Origin of the sequence: Plesiocystis pacifica SIR-1 (genome assembly GCF_000170895.1) — a bacterium.
Lineage (GTDB): Bacteria > Myxococcota_A > Polyangia > Nannocystales > Nannocystaceae > Plesiocystis > Plesiocystis pacifica.
Genome location: NZ_ABCS01000048.1, coordinates 47024 through 68064 on the forward strand (window position 1 = coordinate 47024; position 21041 = coordinate 68064).

18 protein-coding genes are annotated in these 21041 nt (G+C 71.6%); 8 read left to right on the plus strand and 10 right to left on the minus strand.

Annotated features, from left to right (window positions below):
• The first annotated feature begins 133 nt into the window (after window positions 1–133).
• Entirely contained in the window at window positions 134–817 is a 684-nt protein-coding gene (locus tag PPSIR1_RS22885) for a hypothetical protein (protein ID WP_157595862.1), read from the plus strand.
• Window positions 818–1010: 193 nt separating this feature from the next.
• On the opposite strand, the gene PPSIR1_RS22890 is transcribed toward PPSIR1_RS22885, so the two are convergent.
• Genes PPSIR1_RS22890 through PPSIR1_RS22900 form a run of 3 tightly spaced genes read right to left on the minus strand, consistent with a single transcriptional unit; the run spans window position 1011 to window position 3807 of the window.
• Window positions 1011–1793 carry an ABC transporter ATP-binding protein gene (locus PPSIR1_RS22890; RefSeq protein WP_006973537.1) on the minus strand — a complete coding sequence of 261 codons (783 nt, stop codon included), beginning with the start codon at window positions 1791–1793 and terminating at the stop codon, window positions 1011–1013.
• A complete protein-coding gene (locus PPSIR1_RS22895; RefSeq protein ID WP_006973538.1) occupies window positions 1790–2824 on the minus strand; it encodes a FecCD family ABC transporter permease in 1035 nt (344 codons plus the stop codon). Before PPSIR1_RS22895 ends, PPSIR1_RS22890 begins: the two co-directional genes overlap by 4 nt.
• Window positions 2821–3807 carry an ABC transporter substrate-binding protein gene (locus PPSIR1_RS22900; protein ID WP_157595863.1) on the minus strand — a complete coding sequence of 329 codons (987 nt, stop codon included), beginning with the start codon at window positions 3805–3807 and terminating at the stop codon, window positions 2821–2823. Before PPSIR1_RS22900 ends, PPSIR1_RS22895 begins: the two co-directional genes overlap by 4 nt.
• An 82-nt stretch (window positions 3808–3889) precedes the next feature.
• On the opposite strand from PPSIR1_RS22900, the gene PPSIR1_RS22905 reads away from it, so the two are divergent.
• Window positions 3890–5041, plus strand: coding sequence for an alpha/beta hydrolase family protein (locus PPSIR1_RS22905; protein ID WP_157595864.1), 1152 nt, complete (start codon window positions 3890–3892; stop codon window positions 5039–5041).
• Window positions 5042–5081: 40 nt separating this feature from the next.
• Here PPSIR1_RS22905 and PPSIR1_RS22910 read toward each other — a convergent pair whose 3' ends face one another.
• The 6 genes from PPSIR1_RS22910 to PPSIR1_RS22935 are packed head-to-tail and all read right to left on the minus strand — an operon-like array spanning window position 5082 to window position 12864.
• Entirely contained in the window at window positions 5082–5477 is a 396-nt protein-coding gene (locus PPSIR1_RS22910) for a DUF4150 domain-containing protein (protein ID WP_006973541.1), read from the minus strand.
• Window positions 5478–5505: 28 nt separating this feature from the next.
• Window positions 5506–6213, minus strand: a complete 708-nt coding sequence (locus PPSIR1_RS22915; RefSeq protein WP_006973542.1) for a DUF3540 domain-containing protein — start codon at window positions 6211–6213, stop codon at window positions 5506–5508.
• Between the two features lie 3 nt (window positions 6214–6216).
• A complete protein-coding gene (locus PPSIR1_RS22920; protein ID WP_006973543.1) occupies window positions 6217–7302 on the minus strand; it encodes a pentapeptide repeat-containing protein in 1086 nt (361 codons plus the stop codon).
• The gene (locus tag PPSIR1_RS22925; RefSeq protein ID WP_006973544.1) at window positions 7299–9980 is read right to left on the minus strand and encodes a DUF2169 family type VI secretion system accessory protein; all 2682 of its coding nucleotides are present in this window, start codon (window positions 9978–9980) and stop codon (window positions 7299–7301) included. Before PPSIR1_RS22925 ends, PPSIR1_RS22920 begins: the two co-directional genes overlap by 4 nt.
• Window positions 9977–10549, minus strand: coding sequence for a DUF3592 domain-containing protein (locus PPSIR1_RS22930; RefSeq protein WP_157595865.1), 573 nt, complete (start codon window positions 10547–10549; stop codon window positions 9977–9979). Before PPSIR1_RS22930 ends, PPSIR1_RS22925 begins: the two co-directional genes overlap by 4 nt.
• Before the next feature lie 20 nt (window positions 10550–10569).
• Window positions 10570–12864 carry a type VI secretion system Vgr family protein gene (locus PPSIR1_RS22935; RefSeq protein ID WP_006973546.1) on the minus strand — a complete coding sequence of 765 codons (2295 nt, stop codon included), beginning with the start codon at window positions 12862–12864 and terminating at the stop codon, window positions 10570–10572.
• A 174-nt stretch (window positions 12865–13038) separates the two neighbouring features.
• Here PPSIR1_RS22935 and PPSIR1_RS22940 point away from each other — a divergent pair, with 174 nt between their 5' ends.
• From PPSIR1_RS22940 to PPSIR1_RS22955, 4 genes are all read left to right on the plus strand, one after another.
• Window positions 13039–13701, plus strand: coding sequence for a glutathione S-transferase family protein (locus tag PPSIR1_RS22940; protein ID WP_006973547.1), 663 nt, complete (start codon window positions 13039–13041; stop codon window positions 13699–13701).
• Window positions 13702–13739: 38 nt separating this feature from the next.
• A complete protein-coding gene (locus PPSIR1_RS22945) occupies window positions 13740–14771 on the plus strand; it encodes a ketopantoate reductase family protein (protein ID WP_006973548.1) in 1032 nt (343 codons plus the stop codon).
• A gap of 10 nt (window positions 14772–14781) precedes the next feature.
• Window positions 14782–15681 (plus strand): hypothetical protein, encoded by a 900-nt coding sequence (locus tag PPSIR1_RS22950; RefSeq protein WP_006973549.1) that lies wholly within the window; start codon window positions 14782–14784, stop codon window positions 15679–15681.
• A 198-nt stretch (window positions 15682–15879) separates the two neighbouring features.
• Window positions 15880–17724, plus strand: a complete 1845-nt coding sequence (locus PPSIR1_RS22955; protein ID WP_157595866.1) for a hypothetical protein — start codon at window positions 15880–15882, stop codon at window positions 17722–17724.
• A 20-nt stretch (window positions 17725–17744) separates the two neighbouring features.
• On the opposite strand, the gene PPSIR1_RS22960 is transcribed toward PPSIR1_RS22955, so the two are convergent.
• Entirely contained in the window at window positions 17745–18359 is a 615-nt protein-coding gene (locus PPSIR1_RS22960) for a glutathione S-transferase family protein (RefSeq protein ID WP_006973551.1), read from the minus strand.
• Here PPSIR1_RS22960 and PPSIR1_RS22965 point away from each other — a divergent pair.
• Together PPSIR1_RS22965 and PPSIR1_RS22970 are read left to right on the plus strand one after the other, a co-directional pair.
• Entirely contained in the window at window positions 18358–20274 is a 1917-nt protein-coding gene (locus tag PPSIR1_RS22965; RefSeq protein ID WP_157595867.1) for a tetratricopeptide repeat protein, read from the plus strand. The two genes, PPSIR1_RS22960 and PPSIR1_RS22965, sit on opposite strands and share 2 nt — an antisense overlap.
• Before the next feature lie 37 nt (window positions 20275–20311).
• Window positions 20312–21031: a hypothetical protein gene (locus tag PPSIR1_RS22970; RefSeq protein ID WP_006973553.1), complete on the plus strand. Its 720-nt coding sequence runs from the start codon at window positions 20312–20314 to the stop codon at window positions 21029–21031.
• Window positions 21032–21041 lie beyond the last annotated feature (10 nt).

Consider the following 21041-nt stretch of genomic DNA (forward strand, 5'->3'; position numbering starts at 1 on the left):
CAAGGCCATGTGGCAGTGCGCGCACTCACCACAATTTAAAGTGCACACCCATGAATCCGGAAGTGCCCACTTCGTCTGCACCACGCCGCCGAGCTTTGGCGGACTATCACCACCGAGACAACAGGATATTTCGATGTTCAAATTGACCAAGGCCCTCGCCACCGCTGCCCTCGCCCTCACCGTCTTCGCCGGCTTCTCGTCCACGGCCCAGGCTGAGGACGTCGTCAAGCAGGCCCGCTCCAACGACGTCGCCAGCGAGTACGTGCTCGAGGACGACGGCGACTTCTACCGCAAGGTCGGGGTCCACACCTGCCAGATCACCACGGGCGTCGAGGAGTTCAAGATCTCCCGCCACCCCAACGACAGCGCGATGGTCTACTTCATGAAGGGCGGCGATCTGTGGGTGCTGCACAACGCCGAGATCCCCGGCCACGGCCAGTGCCCCAAGGCCTCCAAGAAGATGATCCTCCCGGACATCGCCAAGGCCTACAGCAAGATGCGCTACACCCTGGTCAACACGATCAAGACCACGATCGTCAACGCCGCGATGTCGACCCAGCAAAACGGCCTGTTCGTGGCCTGGGACAACACCCACGCCGTGTTCCAGGCCAACAACGTCGCCGACTACCTGATGAACACCTGCTACGGGACCAAGGGCAAGGTCTACAACACCTACGTCGCCTTCGTGCTGACCGACGACAACAAGGTCATCAAGGTCAAGGGCAAGAGCCCCGAGAAGAGCGTGGTCGACAACAACAACACCTACGAGAGCCTCCAGGAGTTCAAGGCGGCCAACAAGGTCTGCACCGACTACTGAATGCTACTTTGCCCCCACAGCCGTCTGGGACCGGGGACGCTTCGTCGCTCCGCTCCTCCGCTTTGGCTTGGTGGGCAATGAAGTTCGTGCCTTCGAGAAGGCTCGGGGTCGCCCCCGCTCGCGGGGGCGTGATTCCTTACTCTCCCCCCACAGCCGTCACCGAAGCCTCGACTTCGGTGACGGCCAATCTGAGCTAACTTCGCGCTCGCGGACTAAAGCGCAGCCTGTCCTCGCGCAGCTCGACGTCCACGTCGAACACCTGCGCGAGGCTCTCGGGGTCGAGGACGGTGTCCGCAGCCCCGCTCGCGTGTCCGCCCTCGGCGTCCCCCCGCAACAGCACGGCCTGGTCGCCGTAGCGTCGGGCCCAGTCGAGCTCGTGCAGCGACATGAACACCGCGCGGCCCGACTCGTGGGCCAGGCTGCGGACGAGCTCGAGCAGGTCGAGGGCGTGGCCGACGTCGAGGGCCGTGGTCGGCTCGTCGAGGATCAGCACGGGGGCCTCGGTCGCCAGCAGCCGGGCCAGGAGCACGCGCTGGAGCTCGCCGCCGCTGAGGGTCCGCGCGTCCCGGCGGCGCAGGTGGGCCACGCCGACGCGCTCGAGGGCCGACTCGACGGCCCGTCGATCGCCATCGCCCGGACCCGAGAGCGCCGACAGGTGCGGCGTGCGGCCCAGGGCCACGAGGGACTCGACGGCCATGCCCCAGGGCAGCGCCGTCCGCTGGGGCAGCCAGGCCAGGGTCCTGGCGCGGTGGCGCCGGGGGTGCGCGGTCAAGGGTGCGCCGTCGAGCAGCACCCGCCCTTGCGCCGGCGCGGTCAGGCCCAAGAGCGCGCGCATCAGCGTGGTCTTGCCGCTGCCGTTGGGCCCGACGAGCACCGTGACCGCGCCGGTGGCGATGCGCAGGTCGAGGCCGCGCACGAGCCAGCGCTCGCTCTTGGGCGCCCGCAGGCCCAGGCCCTCGCCCCGCAGCTCGCTCACCCGACCTCCGTCTCTCGCCGCAGCAGCCACAGGAAGAACAACCCGCCGAGCAGGCTGGTCAGCGCGCCGGGGGCCAAAAAGGTCGGGCTCATGGCCCGCCCGAGGGTGTCGACGGCGAGCATCAAGGCCGCGCCCACGACCATGCTCAGCGGGATCAGGCGGGCGTGGGCCAGGCCCCTGCCCGCGCGGGTCGCCGCGGCCCGGGCCAGGTGCGGGACGATCAGCCCGACGAAGCCGATGACCCCGACGATGGCCGTGCTCGTGCCCACGAGCAGGCCCACGACCACCGCCGCGCCCAAGCGCAGGCGCCCGCGCTCGACCCCCAAGGTCGCGGCGGTCTCCTCCCCGAGCACGAGCACGTCGAGGGGTCGGTGCAGGCTCCACGCCCCCGCCAGGCCGGCGAGCAGGGGCAGGCTCGCCCAGCTCAGGTGGCGAAAGCCCCGGCCGTCGAAGCTGCCCATCATCCACGCCATCGCCTTTTGGGCGAGGTCGTAGCGGTCGAGGAAGATCGCCAGCAGCACCGTCGAGAGGGCGCCGGCGAGGGCGTTGAGGGCGACGCCGGTGAGCAGCAGGTAGGCCAGGTCCTGGCGCCGGGCCGTCAGGCCAAAGAGCGCCCCGAGCATGGCGACGGCGCCCAGGGCCGCGAGCACCGGCGTGGCCCACAGCGCGCGCTCGTCGAGGCCAAAGCTGAACCCGGCGACGACGGCCGCGGCCGCCCCGGTGGAGATGCCGAGCACGCCGGGGCTGGCGAGGGGGTTGCGGAACAGGCCCTGGGTCACGGCTCCGGCCGCGCCCAGGCTCGCGCCCACGAGGACGGCGAGGAGCACCCGGGGCAGGCGGAGCTCCCACAAGATCCCGTGGGCGCGGCGATCGACCTCGCCGCCCCCGAGCTCCGTCGCCAGCGTGCGCAACACCTCGCCCAGGCTGAACTCGCCGGGGCCGACGGTCATCGCCAGGGCGGCCGCGACGAGCAGGGCCAGCGCCAGGCCGCCCGCGATCGCCAGGCGGCGAAGGGGCGACTCGGGCTTCACCGCGGGCTCGCCTCGTCCGCCTTCGCGCCCTGCTGCGCCGACGCGCGCAGCGGCGCTTGCAGGCGCTCGGCGAGCTCGAGCATGCCCTCGCCCACGGAGCCCAGGTAGGGCGCCTCGATGGCGATCACCCGGCCCTCGCGGACGGCCTCGAGGGTGCGGATCCCCGGCGCCTCGTCGAGGGCGGCCACGGCCTCGTCGCAGGCCCGCTCGCCGCAGCCGATCACCAGCCATTCGGGCGCCCAGCTGAGCAGCTGCTCGGCGTCGACGCGCAGGTGCCCCGCCTTGGTCGCGACGTTGCGAAAGCCGGCGGCCTCGGCCGCGTCGTCGAAGGTGGTGTCGAGGCCGGCGAGGTACCCCGACTGCCAGCTGGCGATGGTCGGCCGGGCCTCTCCCTCGGCGAGCGAGGGCCGGCGCGCCTCGATCTTGGCGACGCGCGCGTCGAAGGCCTCGCGGACCTCACCGGCCGCCTCGACGGCGCCCACGGCCTCGCCGATCGTCTGCAGGTTGGCCCGAAAGTCGTCGAAGCCGTCGAAGCCGTCGAGCACGAGGACCTCGACCTTGCCGTCGATGGCCGCGCGGTACTCCGCGTCGCTGAAGCTGGCGACGATGACCAGGTCCGGGGCGATGGCGAGGAGCTCCTCGGGGTTGCGGCCGAGGCGCGGCGTGGCCTCGGGCCACTGCTCGGCGACCGCGGAGTAGCGCGCGTCGTCGGCCATGGGGCTCAGGCCCACGACCCGCCCGTGGACCTCGGGGCCGAGGGCCCACAGCAGCTCGTCGGCCAACACCACGCGCGAGGCCACGCGGCGCTCGCTCGCCGCGACCGTCGTCGAGGACTTCCCTCCCCCGGCAGATTCGGCCTTCGAGGGGGAGTTCGAGCCCCCACCGCAGCCGATCGCGACCACGAGCGCCGCGCTCAATGAAGGCGCCGCGACGCCCCAGCCGAGGACGGAGGTCGAGTGTCGCCGGTGCGCGCGAGAGGACACCGAGCACTGCTAGCTGGGCTGCCAGGTCGCGTCAAGCGAGGCGCCCGCCCCGGCACGCCGACGCGCGGCTGCTATCCTCGTGATGATGGCGTCTCAGCTCCCGGTAGCGAGCATGTACCCCCCGCCCGCGACGCCCGATCGCCTCCTGGCCGCGATGACCCGGGGCGCCGACCGCCTGCTGCTCATGGGGCTCAAGCGCCTGTTCCTGAGCACGGCCCAGTTCATCGACCTCGACAACGCCGACGCGATCCTCGCCCGCCTCGAGCCCTACATCGACCCGGCGCTGATCGACGATCCCGAGCGCCTGTTCCTCCTGCCCGAGGCCCCGCCGCGACCGAGCCGCGTGCGTCGTCGACCGCTCTACGCCCCCCGCAACCAAGGTCGTGGTCGCGTAGAAGTCGGCGTCGACGAGTACCAGCGCTACCCCACGCCCTACCGCCCCTTCGCCCGGGACTACGACGAGGAGTACGCCAGCTACGCGGCCCTCGACACCGTCCACCTCTACGCCTGGCGCCACCGCGAGCCCGCCCCGGCGACCTTGCTGCTGACCCACGGCTGGGGCGTCGGCCCGTGGGTGCTGCACCGCCACGAGTACGACGTCCCCTTCCTCTTCCACCGCCTCGGCCTCGACGTCTACTTCTACCAGGCCCCCTTCCACGGCCGCCGCGTCCCCAGCCAGGCCCGGGCCGGCGGCGAGCTCCACCCCTCCCCGGATCTCGTCCGCACCAACGAGGCCTTCATCCAGACCATCCAGGAGCTGCGCGGCGTGCTCTCGCTGATCCTCGAGCGCAACCCCGGCGCGCCCGTGGGCATGATGGGCTCGTCCCTGGGCGGCTACACCTCGGCCCTGCTCGCCTCCGTCGACGAGCGCCTCGACTTCGTCATCCCCGTGCTCCCGCCGGCCTCCTTCGCGCACCTTTTATGGGACCACGGCGACGGCCTCGAGCTGCGCGAGCTGGCCATCGCCGCCGGCATGAGCCGGGCTCGATTCCACGAGGCGTGGGCCCTGCACTCGCCGCTGAGCTACGCGCCCAAGGTGCCCTGGAACCGCCGGCTGATCGTCACGGGCCTCGGCGACACGCTGGTCACCGCCGACCACACCCGCGAGCTGTGGGAGCACTGGGATCGGCCGCGGAGCTTTCGCTTTCCCGGCGGGCACGCGTGGCAGCTGCGGCGGCAGCTCTACCACCGGGAGATCGGGCGCTTCTTGACGGAGATCGGCGTGATCCGCTGACGGGTAAGCCCGCGTCCGCGAAGCGCGGTCCCAACCCCACTCAAGGCGCGAGGATCAGCACCTTGACCTGGCTCGGCACCACCCGCGCCCCGGGGCAGTTGGTCGAGTTTTGCAGCGACATGCTCGTCAGCCGCGTCGCCGGCATGCAGCTCACCAGGGTCGTGAACGAGGCGGTCAAGTGCCGCGAGGGCCCCATGACCATGCCCGAGGCCACCCCCGTGGCCACGCCAGCGTTGTCCCCGTTGGTCAGCGGGACGGTCGTGCCCATGTTGTGGGCCGGGGTGCACATCCACATCACCGTGGCCGCCGGGGGGACGCCCATGGGCCCGGTGGCGATGTTCGGGTAAGGGATGGGCACGGGCCCGGCGGGGCTGGGGGTGAGGCACACGTCCGGGAAGCCGGTGTCGAGGCCCATCATCTGCGAGTTGCCGTACATCGTGGAGGCTCCAGTTTATCAGGTGGCGTCAGCCGAGGTGAATCTGCCCGCCGTCGAGCTTGACGACCTCGCGGCCGTTGACCACGGTCCGCTCCGAGCGGACGTGGACGTTGTTCTCTGCGCGCAGGTCGACCTCTTGGGCCTCGGTGTAGTCGACCCCGGCGACGACCCGCGTGCTGTGCTCGCTGCGCTGGACGAAGCGCGAGACGAGCAGCTCGACGGCCTCGCCGACGTGGGTGAGCTTGGTCAGCGAGGCGAAGGCCGAGCGGACGATCGCGGCGCACTCGTCGATGAACAGCTTGACCGAGCGCGACTGCATCCGGGTCTCGTCGGCGCGCAGCTCGAGGGTCCCGGGGGTCGCCAGCTCGACGCCGGTCTGCCCGGTCACGCGCACGCGCCCCTCGTCCGCGCGGATCGTCAGGTCCGTGCCGGGGGCCGCCAGGGTCGCGGGCGCGTCGGCGCGGCGCTCGAGCACGGCCAGGATGTAGCCGCCGGGATCGTCCGCGGGCGCGACGATGAGCACGAGGTCGTCGACCAGGGGCTCGAGCAGGCAGCTCGCCGCGACCCGGACCAGGCGCGACTGGCCGCCGTCGTCGACGAAGACCTCGCCCTCGGCGACGGCGCGGACGCGGGCAGCCCGCTGGGCCAGGGCGCCGCCGAACTCCGCGGCCGCGGGGCGGGCGGGCGCGTCGAGGGAGCTGGAGCTGGAGCTGGAGCTGGGGCTGGGCTGGGTCATGGCTCAGTACTTCGGTTGCCAGTTCTGCGCCGCCGCGAGCTCGGGGTCCGTGCCCAGCGTGACGGCGCGGTTGGGGATGTGCGCGCCCTGGTCCTGGACGTTGTGGAGCCGGGCCCGAAACATCTGGGCGCCGCTCATGTCGACCTCGCGGATGTCCGCCTCGGACAGGTCCGCCTCGGCCAGGCGCGCGCCGAGAAAGCGCGCCTGGTGGCAGCGCGCGCGGTGGAAGATGCACTGGCGCATGTCGGCCCCGGAGCAGTCGCTGCCCTCGAGCACGGCGTCGAGGAACAGGGCCTGGTAGAGCCTGGCCGAGCGCAGGCTCGCCCCGCTCAGGTCGGCCTCGGCGAACATCGCCCCGACCCCGTGGATCTCGGACAGGTCGGCGCGGACCAGCGACGCGCCCTGGAAGTTCGCGCGCTCGAAGTTGGCGCCCACGAAGGAGGCCCCGTCGAGCTTGGCGCCCGTGAACTGGCAGACCTTGGCGTCGAGCTTGGGGAACGCGGCCTCGGAGAAGTCGGCGTTGGAGAACACCACCCGCTCGAAGCGGGCGCCCTCGAGCTTGGCCGCGCGCATGTCCGCGCCCATGAGCAGGCTGCCGACCAGGGCCGTCTCGCGCAGGTCCAGGCCCGCGACCTCGCAGTCGAGGAGCGAGAAGGCCTCGAGCTTGGCCCCCGACAGCACCAGGCCCTCGAGGGCGCCGCGGGACACCGTCGAGCGGCGCAGGTCGGCCCCGCGCAGGTTCAGCCGCGGCGCCTTGGCGCTGTCCATGATCAGCGAGCACAGCTTCGCCTCGCGCATGTCCACGTCGGCGAGCTGGCACGAGCCGAGCAGGCCGTGGCGCAGGTCCACGCCGACCATCGAGGCCCCGTCGAACTCGCACTCGGCGAACAAAGACTCGCGCAGGTCGGCGCCGTCGAGCTTGCAGCCGGAGAAGTCCACGCGCTGAAACTGCCCGCCGCACAGCTTGGCCTCGCGCAGGTCCAGGCCCGCGACGCGGACCCCCCCGACCATCTGGCCGTTGGCGACCCGAGCCTGGAGCTGCTCGGCGTCGAGGATCTCTCGCGGGAGGTCGACTTTGGTCTCGCTCATTGCTGGTCACGCTCCACCACGGGCTCGTGGTAGCGAGGGTTGATGCGGACCTTGGTCAGCAGCGCGTCGTCGAGGCGGACCCGCTCGTCGCTCTGGACCCGCGCCATGTCGGCCCCGTAGAGGTTGGCCCCGCGCAGGTCCACGCCGAAGATCAGCGCGTGGGCGAAGGAGGCCTGCATCAAGTTGGCGGCGAGCAGCGAGGCCTCGCGCAGGTCGGCCCGGTCAAAGCGCGCCTCCTTGGCGACCGCGCGGTAGAACTTGGCCCCGACCAGCGAGGCCTTCGAGAAGTCCGCCCCGTCCAGGGTCGCGTGGCTGAAGTCGGCCCCGTCCAGGGACATCTCGCGGAAGTTGCAGCGGGCCGCCTTGGCGTGGACGAAGCTGGCCCCGTCGAGGGGGCAGTCCTGGACGAAGGCCACGCTGTCGAGGCTCGCGCCCTCGAACTTCGCCCCCTTGGCGGGACAGTTGATGAAGGCCCCGCGGTGGATGCCGATGCCCGAGAGATCCGCCCCCTCGAGGTCGACCTGGGCGAACAGCACGCGCTCGAAGCGGGCCCCGCGGAAGCTCCCCCCGACGAACTTGGCGTCGGACAGGATGAAGCCCTCGGCCTGGACCTCGCTGGCGTCGACGCCCTCGAAGCTCGCCTCGTTGAAGTTGGCCCCGGTCAGGGTCGAGCCGGCGATCACCGTGCGCGCGAGCTTGGTGCCCACGAAGATCGCCTTGCTCAGGTCGCACTGGCGCAGGCTCGCCCCGCCCAGGTCGGCCTTGCCGAGGTTCGCCTCCGTCAAGCTCGCGCCGTCGAGCTTGGCCCCGCGCAGCGAGGCGTGGGCGAGCACGGTCTGGTCGAGCTTGGCCCCGCGCAGGTCGGCGTCGTCGAAGCGCGCCGCCTCGAACCAGCAGTCGGACAGGTCGGCCCCGCGCAGGTCCAGGCCGCGAAAGTCCCCGCCGGTCAGGTTCAGCGCGCTCACCGGGCGCCCGGCTTCGAGGGACTTGCGCAGCACCGTCCGCGCGTCCTCGAGGTCCTCCTCGGCCATGGGCGGCGCCGGAGGCTGGGTGTGGGCGCTGATGCGGTAGGCCGCGCGCAGGTTCTGCTCGGCCTCCTTCCACGAGGCGTAGAGGGCCTCGTCGGCGATCATCCCCTCGATCTCGTCGTTGATCCAGCCCTGGGCCCGGCACTCCTGGGCGATCACGACCAGCGCCCCGCGCTGGGTCTCGGCGGAGAACTGCGGCGGCCCCGAGGGCGTGGCCTGCTCGTCGCGCAGGGCCTGGGCGTCGAAGCCGTCGACGGGGTTGGCGTCGAGCTCGGCCTCGACCTGGGCCTGGCGCTCGGCCTGCTCGGCCTTCATCGCCTCGGCCTCGGCCTTGGCCTGCTCGATGAGCTTGGGCAGGTCCGAGGGCTTGGGCGGGGGCGACGGGGGCGGCGGCATGGACGGGCCGTGGATGTCCGGGTCGAGGCCCTGGGCGGCGACGAAGGCCCGGGCCTCCTCGAACTGCTTGACCTTCCACTTGTGCAAGTTGTCTTGCAAAAGGCCCTCGCGCCCCTCCATGGCCTCGGCGACCGTGGGCTCGACGGCCTCGGCCTCGCCGGGCGGGAGCAAGGGCGCGTCGTCGAGGGCCGCGAACACGCCCTCTTTTTCGTCGAGGCGCCGGGCGAGGACCTCGGCGTAGTGGCTGGCCGGGCGCAGATCGTCGAGGCCGTCGGCCCCGAGCAGCAGGTGGACCAGGTCGCTGCCGTCGTCGGTCGCGATCTCGACGGAGCCCTGCCAGATCAACACCCCGTGCTCGGCGTCGGGGAAGAACCACAGGGTCTGCAGGCGCAGCGGGACCTCCTCGAACACCTCGCGGGTCGGGTTGTCCTCCGTGGCCTTGCGCGGGTCCCCGATGCGCCGGGTGATGAACGCGCGGCCGTGCCAGCGCGGGAGCACCCCGGCGACGCGCTCTTTGTCGGGGTGCATGTTCCACAGCTCGTAGGCCTCGCCGCCTTGCCACCAGCCGTCGCGCTGCTGGTCCCGCGCGCTCATGTTGTGCACGCCCCAGTCGACGTCGGCGGCGAAGCCCGGGAACAGCTCCTCGAGCCAGCGCTGGTCGTGGGTGCCGGCGAGGCTGTTGCGCTGCGGCCAGCTGATGTCGATGGGCCCGAAGCTCGCGGGCTCGACGGCCTGGCCGAGGCTCGAGACCATTCCGTGGGCGTCCTCGATGTTGGGCAGGGGGATGACCCGCTGGCCCATGACCTCGACCTCGGCGCGGCCCCGGCCCAGGGGGTTGCGCGGGTAGTCCTCGCCGCCGTAGGCCCGGTCCCAGCCCAGCGACATCTCCGTAAACGGGTGGGGATCCGTCGCCCGGGCCCGGCCGAGCCAGTAGCGGTCGCCCGAGACCCGCAGCTTCTTTTCGAGCGTGCCCACCCGGGCCGCGACGACCACCTGGGGCACCGCGACGCCCTTGGGGGCGTAGGCGCTGCCGTGGACCAGGAACTCGGCCCGAGCCTTGGGGATGCCCACGTCGAGGACCCCCTCGGACCCGAGGCGCTCGGCCGCGAAGGTCCACAGCGCGGCCTCGGGCAGCAGGTGGGCCTCGTCCCCGAGCGGGACGAAGGCGAGCACCGAGACGCCCATGTAATAGCGCCGCCGGTTCTCGAAGCACCGGGTCAGCACGCTGAGCTTGCTGGGCTTGAGGACCTTCAAGGCGCCTGGTCTCCAGCGGCGGCGGGAGGAGCCGCCGCGCTCGCCTCCGCGGGCGCTGCCGGGGCAGCAGCGGGCGCGCCTGGAGCCGCCGCGCTCGCCTCCGCGCTCCCCCCCGGAGCCGGAGCTGCGGCCGGAGGGGCCGCGGGCGCCGGCGGCTCGAGCACCGGACCGACCAGCGCGACCTGCTTGGGGTCTTCGGGGTCGTAGCGCACGTAGACCTTGCCCCCCGCCCTGTAGTTTTGCAGCGCGACCACGGAGATCGGCGTGCGGAGCTGGGCGCGGTAGGGCGAGCGCCCCTCGGGCGCGACCTCGACGGTCATCTGGACGATCGGGTTCTCGTTCGCGCGGTCGCCCGTGTCCTCGAGCACGATCACCGTGGCGATGGCCTGCTCCCCGTTTTGCAGCAGCTGATGCTCGCGCCAACCCTCGAGGATGAAGGGCCCGCCGATCAGCGCGAACATGCCGAACACGAAGGCGAAGAGCAAAAAGCGAGCGACCCGCTTGAGCCCCGGAGGCGCCTCGGGGATCTCGGGCTGCCCTGGCTGTCCAGAGGAAGGTGGAGTGGTCATCGGGCGGAGCTCGGGCGAGACTAGATGAACAGGGACTGCGCGTACATGTACGCGGCGATGGCCCCGACCTTGTACTTCATCGGCAGGTCCTCGATGCCCAGGGGGCTGTTCGAGTACTTGAAGTGGCACAGGTCGATCTTGATGCCGACCATGTCGACCTTCATGTTCGTGATGCCGATGGCGACGTTGACCGCGTCGAGCTTGTTGCCGACGAGGTTGAGCTTGTTGGCGTAGGCCGTGAATTTCTTGGCCCCGTAGCTGTCGAAGAAGGCGTCGACGACCGTGGTCCCGCCGGGGGCGACGAGCTTGTAGCCCGCCGGCGCCGACAAGGAGATGCCGCCCGTGGCCGTGAGCGTGTAGCTGGCCGGGGTGTTGACGGTGATCCCCGCGGTCACGTCCTGGGTCAGGGAGCCGGTGATCGAGTCGGTCTGGTTGCCCGTGACCGTGTGCTCGGTGTTGCCCGTGACCGTCTGCGTCACGTTGCCGCTCACGTCCTCGGTCTGGTTGCCCGAGATCGTCCGGGTCTCGTTGGCCGCGAAGGTCTCGGTCACGTCGCCGGTCACGTCGCGGGTCTCGGTCCCGCCCACGGTCTCCTTGAAGTCCACGTCGACGACCACGGTGCGGTTGGTGTGCACCGTCATGTCCTGGTTGCCGTCGATCTCCTCGACCTGGTTGCCGTGGACCGTCTGGGTCTGGTCGACGTCGACGTTGTTGGTCTGGTTGTTAGCGACGGTCGTGTTGTGGTCGTTGAGCACGACCTCGTTGAAGTCCTTTTGGGCGTGGATGTAGATCTCCTCGGAGCCCGCGGCGTCCTCGAAGCGCAGCTCGTTGAAGCCCCCGCCCCCGGGCGAGCTCTCCGTCTTGATGGTGCTCTTGGTCTTGTCGTCGGGCAGCGGGTAGGGCGTGGGGTTTTGGCCGTTGTAGAGGCAGCCCGTGACGATCGGGCGGTCGGGGTCGCCGTCGACGAAGCTGACCGCGACCTCCATGCCGATGCGCGGGAGGAACACGAAGCCCCAGCCGTTGCCGGCCCAGGGCTGGACCACGCGGATGAAGCACGAGGAATTCTCGTCGTACTGCGTCTCCCGGGACCAGTGGAACTGGACCTTGATGCGGCCGTGCTCGTCCGTGTAGATCTCCTCGCCGGCCGGGCCAACGACGGTCGCGGTCTGCATCGAGGGCATGCGCGGGCGCGGGGTCTTGCGAGCCGGCCGCCACTCGAGGTCGACGGGGATGCACTCGACCCGGTTGGAGTAGTCCTCGCCGGGGATCGAGCCCGAGGCGTAGTCGCCCCCGGCGTGGTCGACCGCCACGCACACGTAGGTGCCCTCGAGCTCGGGCTGGGGGTGGTCGAGGAGCTCGAACTTGACCCCCGGGCTCAGGCCCGTGGCCGTCGACATCGCGAAGTAGCGGACCGCGTCGCGCTGGTGCAGGACCCGGCGCAGGCGGGTCTGCTCCTCGACGGCGGCGAAGTCCAGGCCCTCGGTGCGGTAGCCAAACAAGGTGCTGGGCTCGTCGTGGACGTAGTCCTCGCGCGCGGGCTCGACGACGGCGCCGTTGGGCTCGCCGATGTCCGCGGCCTCGTCGCTCTCGGCGTCCTGGGTGGCCTCGGGGGCCAGCCAGTCGAACACCACGGTGCGGGCCACGGTCGGGCGGACCTTGGACTCGCGGTAGAACTCGCGCACCTCTTCGCGGGTGTTGGTCTGGCTCTCGGCCACGACCATGGGCAGGACGCCCTCGTTGTTGCCGAAGGACAGCAGGTCCTCGTAGGCGGCGTCGCTGTCGAACAGGGTCAGGATCTCCTTGCCGTCCTCGTGCCGGAACCGGTAGACGATGCCGTACTCCTCCATCAGCCGATGGGCGAAGTCGAGGTCGCTCTCCTTGTACTGGACCGTGTACTCCTGCGCGGGGTAGTCGCCGCTGAGGAAGTCGAGGTCGACGCGGCGCTCGAAGGGCCCCAGGCCCTCGTCGAGGACCGCCTGGAGGATGTCCGGGATGCTCATGTCCTGGAAGATGCGGCTGGTCCGGCGGTGGCTCAGGGCCATCAGCGCCGGGACCACGGTCAGCGCCGTGATCACGTGGTCGTGGGACGCGACCCCGTCCTCGACGCTCTCGACGATGCCGTTGATCTCGCGGCTGACGTCGGCGCGCTCGAAGGTGAGCGTGACCCCGGTGCCGAGCATGTGGATGGGCTCGGCCGCCGCGTCCTCGCTGCGCAGCTCGAGGCGCATGAGGTAGGGCTCGTTGAAGCGCTCGCTGAGCTGGTAGGCGGAGACCTCCCAGTGGACGTCGCCGTCGACATCGGAGGCAAAGCGCACGGAGACTGGTGATTCTTCAGTCATGGCAGGCTCAATTCCGGGCGCGCGCGCCCGCGCCAGGGTACCACCTGGCCCGAAGCTGCGGGGCAGCCAGGCGAGGTCGCAGCTGCGTTACAGCCAGGCCCCCCCTGCAGACCGGGCCACGAAGGGCTTGCGTGTACCCTGCGCCCAGCCATGCTGACCCTCCACTACCTCAGCGACTCCCGAGCCCACCGCATCGCGTGGATGCTCGAGGAGCTCGAGCTCGAGTACACGATGAAGGTCCACCGGCGCCGGCCCAGCGGGCTCGCGCCGCGGGAGCTCGAGCGCTTGCACTTCCTGGGCAAGGCCCCGCTGCTCGAGGACGGCGACCTCGTCCTCGCCGAGTCCGCCCACATCGTCGAGCACCTCCTCGACACCCGCGCCCCCCAGCTGCGCCCCGACCCCGCGAGCGCGCCGGAGCAGGCCCGGAGCCACCGCTACTGGCTGCACTTCGCCGAGGCCAGCTTCGCGCCGCCGCTGATCATGAAGCACCTGTTCGACAAGGTCCGCGAGCGCACGCCCTCGCTCCTGCGCCCGGTCACGGGGATCGTGCCCTCCATGCTCGGCAAGGCCTACCTCGACGACACCCTCGCCAAGCACGCGGCCTTCGTCGACTCGCACCTGCGCGACCGAGAGTTCTTCGTCGGCGACGCCCCGAGCGGAGCCGACTTCATGATGATCTTCCCCTGCGAGGCCGCCGCGGCCCGCTATGGGGGTCGCTACTCGGCGCTGCTCGACTACGTGCGCCGCGTCCACGCCCGGCCGGCCTACAAACGAGCGCGCAAGCGCGCTGGCGTCCCGTACATGTACGACTAAAGGGCGGGGGCCGCTCGACCCGCGTGTACACTCCCGCGGTGCGAGTCCTCCTCGTTGGCGCCGGCGCCGTGGGCCTCGTCTACGGCCGCCACATCCAACTCGGCGGCGCCCGGGTCAGCTTCTACGTCCGCCCCAAGTACGTCGACGGCCTGCGCGAGGGCGTGACCCTCTACCCCCGAAACTCCCGCCAAGACGGCCGCGCCGCCCGAAGCCGGGGCGTGCACTTTGGCGACTTCGAGCTGCTGACCACGCCCCGGGAGGTCGCCGCTCAGCGCTGGGATCAGGTCTGGCTGTGCATCCCGTCCACGGGCCTCGACGGCGACTGGCTCGCGCCCTTCCTCGGGTCCATCGGCGACGCGGTGCTGGTCGGGCTCACCCCGGGCCTCGACGACCGCGCGCGCTTGCTGGACGCGGGCGCCAAAGAGGCGCGGCTGGTCACGGGCCAGATCACCTTCATGGCCGCCCAGGTCCCCCTGCCCAAGGATCGCCCGGACGCCTACCCGGAGCCCGGCGTCATGTACTGGTTTCCCCCGGGCGCGCCCTCCAACTTCGACGGCGAGGCCGCCCCGACCCGGGCCGTCGTCGCGGCGCTGCGGGCCGGCCAGTGCCCCGCCCGCGTCAACCCGGCCACGATCGAGGCCATCCAGGGCTCGGTCGCCGTCAGCCTCACGCTGATGGCCGCCCTCGAGCTCGCCGGCTGGTCCCTCGAGGCGCTGCGCCGCGGCCCCTTGCTCGCCCAGGGCCTCGCCGCTGGCCGCGAGGCCCTGGCCATCACCGCGCGCTACTGCGGCGAACCCACCGCCCGGGTGTCTCGCCTGCTCCGCCCGTGGCTGTTTCGCCCCGCCATCGCCCTCGCCCCCGCGTTCATCCCCTTCGACCTCGAGGCCTTCATCGCCTGGCACTTCACCAAGGTCGGCGCCCAGACCCGGGCGACGCTGCGGACCTACATCGAGCAGGCCGAACCGACCGAAGGGGGCGGGCCCGCGCTCCCGACCAGCGCCCTCGCCAGCCTCGCCAGGGAACTCGCCGCCGCGGACCAGGCTCCCCAGCTCGGTCCAGGGTCGGGCTAGAGTTGCAACCATGCTCCGCCTCAGCCCCTCCACCCTCGGCCTCGCCGCGCTGGCCGTCGCCCTGAGCGGCTGCGGACCAGGCAAGGCCGTCGACGACGGCGACGCCGCGACGAGCAACGCCGACGAAGCCGGGGACTCGGAGTCCGAGTCGTCCGCGACCGCGTCGGCGGACACGGACACCACCGAGTCGACCGAGACCGACACCGGCGACGGCTTCATCCCCGACGACGACAGCACCGGCGGCCCCCCGCCCTGTGACCTCTTCGAGCAGGACTGTCCCCCAGGCGAAAAGTGCGTGCCCTACTCGAGCACGGGCGGCGGCGCCATCTGGGACGCGACGAAGTGCGTGCAGATCCTCGGGGACCAGGCCCAGGACGAGCCGTGCAACTACGACGGCGTCGTCCTGGCGACAGACGACTGCGACGCCACCAGCATGTGCTGGAACGTCAACGCAGAGGGTCAGGGCACCTGCCACAGCTTCTGCATTGGGTCCGCCGACAACCCCAGCTGTCCCGAGCCCAGCGACCCCCAGGCCTGCGGCGGGTACAGCTGCCTGATCAGCGGCTCCGGGGTCATCTCGATCTGCGTCGCGTCCTGCGACCCCCTCGACCAGAGCGCCTGCGGCGATGGCCTCGCCTGCTACTGGGCGGGCAACGGCTTCGAGTGCGTGTTCACCACCCAGGACATCGCCACCGGGCAGCCCTGCGGCTTCATCAACGACTGCGAGCCCGGGAACATCTGCGTCAACGCCGAGGAGCTGCCGAGCTGCGACAGCGATGCCTGCTGCGCGGAGTTTTGCGACCTCGACGCGAATGGCGAGCCGTGCAGCCAAGAGGGCACGACCTGCATCGACAGCCTCCCCGACGCCGCCGACGGCTGCAGCGCGGGCATCTGCCTGAGCCCGCCCTGAGCCGCTCGACAGGGTGTGACAGAACTGCCGTACAGGCCGACAGCTCAGGGTCTGGAGACGTTCTCGAGATCGGGCGCGAACAGCTCGAAGGATGTCGGGCCCTGGACCGTCCAATTGGAAAGACGAGATTTTCCCAAATTCTGAAAAAAACCCGAGCGCCGGGTGATCCACACCGACCGCGCTCGGTATTGCATCTATGTGCAACCCTCGACCCATGCCTTCGCCCTGACTGCGTCCATCCTCGCGCTCTCCCCCGCGGTGGCCTGTGTCGAGCCCGACGTGAACGTCGAGGACGCCGGCGACGAGGCCAGCGACACCCTCGGCGAGGACGAAGTCGGACCCAGCGACGACACTGGCCCCGACACCGAGGGCGACTCCAGCGACGAGGAGAGCTCGGGCAGCGAGGCGGACTCCAGCACCGACACGGGCTCCAGCGAGGAAGAGAGCACCGACGCGGACTCCAGCACCGACACAGACTCCAGCACCGAGACCGATTCCAGCACCGAGACCGACTCCAGCACCGACGCGGACTCCAGCACCGACACGGACTCCAGCACCGACGCGGACTCCAGCACCGACACGGACTCCAGCGAGGAAGAGAGCACCGACGAGGGGGACACCGGCGAGCCGCCGGAGCCCTCGCCCTGGACGGCGGCCTTCGCCTGGTTCGACTCGAGCGACAAGCTCCAGCTGCGCCTCTACGGCCCGGAGGTCGGCTGGGACGAGACGCAGACCGTCAACGAGCCCTGGCAGTGGGAGACCTTCGACGGCTGGGAGAGCGTGCAGGTGGCGATCGACGAGGAGTCGGTCTGGGTCCAGTGGAGCATGTTCATCGACGGCATGGGCATCCCCGTGTGGGCCCGCCGCTACGACTTCCAAGCGGGCTGGGGTCCGCAGGTCGAGCTCAACCCGGGCGGGGGCACCTCGCGCACGCGCTTCATCTCCCACCTCTCCGGGGGCCGGGCCGTCTCGGCCTTCACCAACGGGCCGGGGATGATGGCCTACGCCTGCTACGATCCCCTCGACGGCTGGGGCCAGGCCGTGCCCACGGCGGCCGAGTGGTCGAGGGCGCGACAACGCCCGAACGGCAACTTGATCGTGATCGACGAGACCCAGACGACCCTCAGGGGCCTGGTGTTGGGGCCCGACGCCGGCACGGACGACTGGTGCAGCCAGCAGCTCGCGCCGCCGCAGCTGCTCGTCGAGGCAGCCAACCCGCTGTGGAACGTGAGCGCTGGTCTCGCGTCCGATCAGGGCGGCCCGCTGGCGCACACGATCTGGATCGACCCGGGCGTGAAAGAGGCGTCGGCGCGCTACTTCGACGAGGACGACCTGAGCTGGAGCGTGACCTCGACGCTGCCCATCGCCCCTGTCGCGACCGCGAACGCGGCCAGCGACGGCTGGGGCAACGCCCTGGTCGTGACCAGCGAGGACTTTCCGACCACGGGGATCTCCCTCGACACCCACCGCTTCGACGCCGAGCTGTTGGAGTGGAGCTCCGAACACCTCTACGACGAGCAAGAGCGCGTGCTCGACTCGGGCTCGCTGTTCGTGCGAGCGACGCCGGAGGGGCAGGCCTACCTGGGCTTCCGCGCCGAGTCCTACTCCAACGGGAGCGAGCCCCGCGACTACATCGGCGCCCACTTCGACGGCGAGCAGTGGTCCGAGCCCGAGCTCGTGGCCACCGGCTTCGCCGAGGGCTGGGGGACCCCCGACATCGTGCTCGAACCGACGACCGGCGATGTGTTCATCACCTGGGTCGGACTCGCGCCGGACTACACCAGGAACATCAGCCACTACGACGCGAGCCAGGGGATCTGGAGCACCACCGGGGTGCTCCCCTCGCCCGGCTTCGACCTGACTCGCGCCTACGTCCTCGCCAACATGGGCGGCGGCGAGGTCATGGCTCTGTATCGGGAGGAGGGCCTGGTCGAGGATGACCTCGTCGCCTACGTCCACGGCCCCGACGGGTGGGCCGAGCCCTTCACGATCTCCGAGGGTGAGGTCGACGGCGGCTACAAGATCGCCCTGGGGACGCTGTAGCCGACGGGGCCGAACGAGGCTCAGCGTTGAGCGTGGTAGGCCTGCACCCCGGGGTGGGCCTTGACCCGCTCGTGGTGCGCGACCAACACGGGCGCGACCGCGTCGGCGAGCTCCGGCGAGACGTGGTCGAGCTTGCCCGCGCGCAGGTAGCTCATCCAGATGGACAGGCGCAGGTCGGCCACCGTCAGCCGGCCGTCGGCGAACCACTCCCCGCCCCGGGACTCGAGGCGTGCCCCCATGTTGCGCAGAAAGTCCGACAGCGGCCCGGCCGCGAGGGCCTCGCGCAGGCGCTGCTTCTCGTCGGCGTCGCTGCTGGTGGCGATCGCTATCTTCTGGCCGATCTCCTCGATGGCGTCGAGGGTCTCGTCGCAGTAGGCGGCCTGGAGGGCGTCCTCGGGGTAGAGGCCGGCGACCTTGCCGACGTAGCGGAGCACGGCGCAGGACTGGGCGAAGACCTGGCCGTCGACGGCCAGCAGCGGCATCGCGCCGAAGGGGGTCTTGGGCTTGAAGGCCGGCCAATCGGCGAACGCGACGCGGGTGTCGGTGTAGGGCACCTCGCCGATGAACAGGGCCATGCGGGGGGCCTCCCCGCGGCCGCCGGGGAAGTCGAAGTAGGTCAGCTCGAGTTCGGGCATGTCGACGGTCGCCTACGCGGGGCGCCGTGCGAGGTTACCGCGGATGTGGTGTAGTCCGCCGGTGACCGCCGCGAGCCCGGGCCAAAGCACGCACGCCTTCGATCCCGAGCAGCTCGAGCGCGCCCGCGAGTTCCTGGCGCGCCAGGGCTGGGACGAGGCGGCCATCGAGGCGCTCACCGAGGGCAGCGACGACTTCGCCCTGCCCCTCGCCGAGCGCCTCATCGACCTGCTCCCCGTCCCCAGCCCCGACCGCGCCCACGCCGAGCTCCACCTCGAGACCCTGCGCGTGTGCCTGAGCGCCGTGGCCGTGGGCGACGCCGAGGACTGGTTCGAGCTCACCCTCGAGCGCGCGTCCTGGGCCAACGACTACGCCGTGCGCCTGGCCAGCGTCCGCCGCCACGCCGAGGCCCTGCGCTGGGCCGACGAGTCCGTCGAGCTCGCCCGCGGCGCGCTCACGCGGGGGCCCGAGCACGCCGAGGAGCACGCCCTCGACTTCGACCTCGACCGCGCCCGCTGGGGCCTGCAGACCGCGCTCAACAACGCCAGCAACCGCCTGGCCGAGGCCGGCGAGCACGGGCGCAGCCTCGCCTTCGGGCGCGAGGCCGTCGAGCTCGCCCGCCTGCGCCTGGCCGAGAGCCCCCAGCCTCTGCCCCTCGACCGACAGCTGCGCCAGGACCTCGCCCTCGCGCTGATGAACGTCGGCGCCAGCCTCTACGACCAGCGCCAGATCGCCGCGGCCCTCGAGCCCACGGGCGAGGCCCTCGCCCTCTACCGAGCGCTGGCGGCCGATCACCCCGACGACCCGGGCCTGGCCCACCGCGTGGCCACGACCTCGAGCAACCTCGGGGTCTACCGCAGCGCCCTCGACGATCACGAGGCCGCCTTCGAGCACACCCGCGAGGCCGCCGGGGTGCTCCGCCGCATCGTCGCCGAGCACCCCGACGCCCCCCTCGTCGGCGCCCTCGGCTTTGGCCTGGACTTCGCCCTGCTCCTCGACAACCTGGGCTTTCGCGCCCTCAACCTCGGCGAGCGCGAGGCGGCCATCGAGGCGTGGCGCGAGGCCCTGCCCCATCACCGGAGGGTCGCCGAGCGGGCGCCCGAGCTCGGCCGGGACTACCTCTCGCGGACCCTGCTGCGCCTGGCGGACCACCTCCACCGAGGCGAGCGCCACGCCGAGGCCGTCGACGCCTACACCGAAGCCGTCGAGGTCCTGCGCGCCCTCGCCGAGGCCAGCGAGTCCACCGAGCAAGCCCACGCGTGGCGCTCCAAGCTCGGCCGCACCCTCAGCAACCTCGGCATCGCGCTGTGCGAGCTCGACAGCCCCGACGCCCGCGAGTCCTCCCTGGCCGCGACCCGCGAGGCCGTCGAGATCCTCCGCGAGCTCGACGAGCGCGAGCACCTGATCCGCGCGCTCAGCAACCTCGCCAAGGACCTCGACGCCCTCGATCGCGTCTCCGAGGGCGTCGCGCCTCGGGCCGAGGCCATCGCCGCCCTCGAGGCCCAGGTCGCCGACGACAGCAACGCAGCCGAAGATCACCTCGGCGAGCTCGCCGACGAGCTGGGCGACCAGGCCCTGAGCTTCGACGAGCTCGGCCAGCGCGAGGCTGCCCGGGACTGCGCGGGCCGGGCCGTCGCCGCCGCCCGGGCCCTGCTCGAGTATGACCCCGAGTACTACGCACCGGAGCTCGCCCGCGCCCTCGATGTCGCCGCGACCGTCGCCAACGCTGGCCGCGATCATGCCCGCGCCCTCGAGGCCTCGGCGGAGGCCCTGCGCCTGCTGATCGGCGACGGCGACGAGGTCGAAGACGCGGGCCTGGTCCGGGACTGCGTGGACAGCCTGGGCAAAGCGATGGACGCGGGTGACCTCGAGGCGCCCGCGGACCTCCGAGCTTGGCTCGACGCGCGCGCCGAGTGAGGTCAGACCTCGAGGCGCGCCGTGCTACTCCCAAGCGGTGCGAGACCGCCGCATTCTCCCCGCCTCGCTGCTCCTCGTCCTCGCCATCATCGGCGCGGTCGTGTTCCTGGTGAGCCCAGGTCCGGAGCCCGAGCCGGCCGCCCCTCCCAGGCCGAGCGCCGCCGAGGCCCGGGGAGTCGCGCCCGAACCGAGCACATCCTCGAAGCCAGCCGACCCCGAGAACGCGGCGCCGCCCAAGCGCGTCCGGACCCACGCCCGCGCCGACGCCCAGCGCGTGCGCGCGGGCCTGGCCAAGCTCGCCGAAGCCGACGACGCCCGCGGCACCGCCAGCGCGCGCGGCCCGAGCCGCGACGGGGCCGAGCCCCCTACCAAAGTCGACGAGACCGACGGGCCTGGCCAGCTCACCGATCGCATCGGCCTCGACCCCGCCGCCGTCGAGGCCCTGTCCGCCGAGTTCCTCCCGCTCACCAACGAGTGCATCGAGCAAGCCCGCGAGCGCGACCCCGAGCTCGTCGGGCTGCTCGCCGTCGAGGTCGACATGGCCGGCGACCCGGAACTCGGTGCCGTCATCGACGACGTCCGCTTCCCCGACGCGCGCAACGAGGTCCGCGACCCCGAGCTGCAGACCTGCATCCGCGAGACCGCCCTGAGCATGCTCTTGCCCTCGCCGGAGCAGGGCGGCCAGGAGCGCCTGATGCTCACCGTGCCCATCGAGTCCGAGCAAGCGCCGACGAAAAACCAGACGAAAAACCAGTAGAGTCTCGACC